1 rRNA gene is annotated in these 2,657 nt (G+C 56.6%); it reads left to right on the top strand.

What is annotated here, in order from left to right:
• Window positions 1–2,615, top strand: a 23S ribosomal RNA gene (locus GFH49_RS01435); the annotation flags it as partial.
• Window positions 2,616–2,657: the final 42 nt, after the last annotated feature.

The raw sequence follows: 2,657 nt of genomic DNA, 5'->3' as shown, positions 1-2,657 counted from the left end.
TAAGCCTAAATATTCCCTGGTGACCGATAGCGGATAGTACCGTGAGGGAATGGTGAAAAGTACCCCGGGAGGGGAGTGAAATAGTACCTGAAACCGTGTGCCTACAAGCCGTGGGAGCGTCGGACGAGGATTTGTCCTTGTCTCGTGACTGCGTGCCTTTTGAAGAATGAGCCTGCGAGTTTGCGGTGTGTTGCGAGGTTAACCCGTGTGGGGTAGCCGTAGCGAAAGCGAGTCCGAAGAGGGCGTTTCAGTAGCATGCTCAAGACCCGAAGCGGAGTGATCTAGCCATGGGCAGGTTGAAGCGGCTGTAAGAGGTCGTGGAGGACCGAACCCACCAGGGTTGAAAACCTGGGGGATGACCTGTGGTTAGGGGTGAAAGGCCAATCAAACTCCGTGATAGCTGGTTCTCCCCGAAATGCATTTAGGTGCAGCGTCGTGTGTTTCTTGCCGGAGGTAGAGCACTGGATAGGCGATGGGCCCTACCGGGTTACTGACCTTAGCCAAACTCCGAATGCCGGTAAGTGAGAGCGCGGCAGTGAGACTGTGGGGGATAAGCTCCATGGTCGAGAGGGAAACAGCCCAGAGCATCGACTAAGGCCCCTAAGCGTACGCTAAGTGGGAAAGGATGTGGAGTCGCAGAGACAACCAGGAGGTTGGCTTAGAAGCAGCCATCCTTGAAAGAGTGCGTAATAGCTCACTGGTCTAGTGATTCCGCGCCGACAATGTAGCGGGGCTCAAGCGTACCGCCGAAGTCGTGTCATTCCAGTACATACTCTCAACGGAGGCTGGGATGGGTAGGGGAGCGTCGTCTGCCGGGTGAAGCAGCCGTGTAAGCGAGTTGTGGACGGTTGACGAGTGAGAATGCAGGCATGAGTAGCGATTCACACGTGGGAAACGTGTGCGCCGATTGACTAAGGGTTCCTGGGTCAAGCTGATCTGCCCAGGGTAAGTCGGGACCTAAGGCGAGGCCGACAGGCGTAGTCGATGGATAACCGGTTGATATTCCGGTACCCGCTGTGAAGCGTCAAACATCGAATCCAGTGATGCTAAGCCCGTGAAGCCGTCGGCTGAGTCTTCGGACGAGGTCGGAGTGGTGGAGCCGGTGATCCGATCTGGTAGTAGGTGAGTGATGGGGTGACGCAGGAAGGTAGTCCATCCCGGGCGGTGGTTGTCCCGGGGTAAGGGTGTAGGCCGTGCGATAGGTAAATCCGTCGTACTTGGGGCTGAGACCTGATGCCGAGCCGATTGTGGTGAAGTGGATGATCCTATGCTGTCGAGAAAAGCCTCTAGCGAGTTTTATGGCGGCCCGTACCCTAAACCGACTCAGGTGGTCTGGTAGAGAATACCGAGGCGTTCGGGTGAACTATGGTTAAGGAACTCGGCAAAATGCCCCCGTAACTTCGGGAGAAGGGGGGCCACGCTTGGTGAGGGGACATGCTCCCTGAGCTGGGGGTGGCCGCAGAGACCAGCGAGAAGCGACTGTTTACTAAAAACACAGGTCCGTGCGAAGCCGTAAGGCGATGTATACGGACTGACGCCTGCCCGGTGCTGGAACGTTAAGGGGACCGGTTAGCTTGGATTCGTTCAGGCGAGGCTGAGAACTTAAGCGCCAGTAAACGGCGGTGGTAACTATAACCATCCTAAGGTAGCGAAATTCCTTGTCGGGTAAGTTCCGACCTGCACGAATGGCGTAACGACTTCTCGACTGTCTCAACCATAGGCCCGGTGAAATTGCACTACGAGTAAAGATGCTCGTTTCGCGCAGCAGGACGGAAAGACCCCGGGACCTTTACTACAGTTTGATATTGGTGTTCGGTTCGGCTTGTGTAGGATAGCTGGGAGACTGTGAAGCTGTCACGCCAGTGGTGGTGGAGTCGTCGTTGAAATACCAGTCTGGTCGTGCTGGATGTCTAACCTGGGTCCGTGATCCGGATCAGGGACAGTGTCTGATGGGTAGTTTAACTGGGGCGGTTGCCTCCTAAAGGGTAACGGAGGCGCCCAAAGGTTCCCTCAGCCTGGTTGGCAATCAGGTGTTGAGTGTAAGTGCACAAGGGAGCTTGACTGTGAGACCGACGGGTCGAGCAGGGACGAAAGTCGGGACTAGTGATCCGGCGGTGGCTTGTGGAAGCGCCGTCGCTCAACGGATAAAAGGTACCCCGGGGATAACAGGCTGATCTTCCCCAAGAGTCCATATCGACGGGATGGTTTGGCACCTCGATGTCGGCTCGTCGCATCCTGGGGCTGGAGTCGGTCCCAAGGGTTGGGCTGTTCGCCCATTAAAGCGGTACGCGAGCTGGGTTTAGAACGTCGTGAGACAGTTCGGTCCCTATCCGCTGTGCGCGTAGGAGTCTTGAGAAGGGCTGTCCCTAGTACGAGAGGACCGGGACGGACGAACCTCTGGTGTGCCAGTTGTTCTGCCAAGGGCATGGCTGGTTGGCTACGTTCGGGAGGGATAACCGCTGAAAGCATCTAAGCGGGAAGCCTGCTTCGAGATGAGGACTCCCACCCACTTGATGGGGTAAGGCTCCCAGTAGACGACTGGGTTGATAGGCCGGATCTGGAAGCACCGCAAGGTGTGGAGGTGACCGGTACTAATAGGCCGAGGGCTTGTCCATAGAGGCTCGCGTCCACTGTGTTGGTTCTGAGGCAACGACCGT

Source organism: Streptomyces blattellae (genome assembly GCF_009709555.1).
Lineage (GTDB): Bacteria > Actinomycetota > Actinomycetes > Streptomycetales > Streptomycetaceae > Streptomyces > Streptomyces blattellae.
The sequence above is the reverse complement of the archived record's forward strand: the minus strand, read 5'-3'. Positions and strand labels throughout refer to the sequence as shown.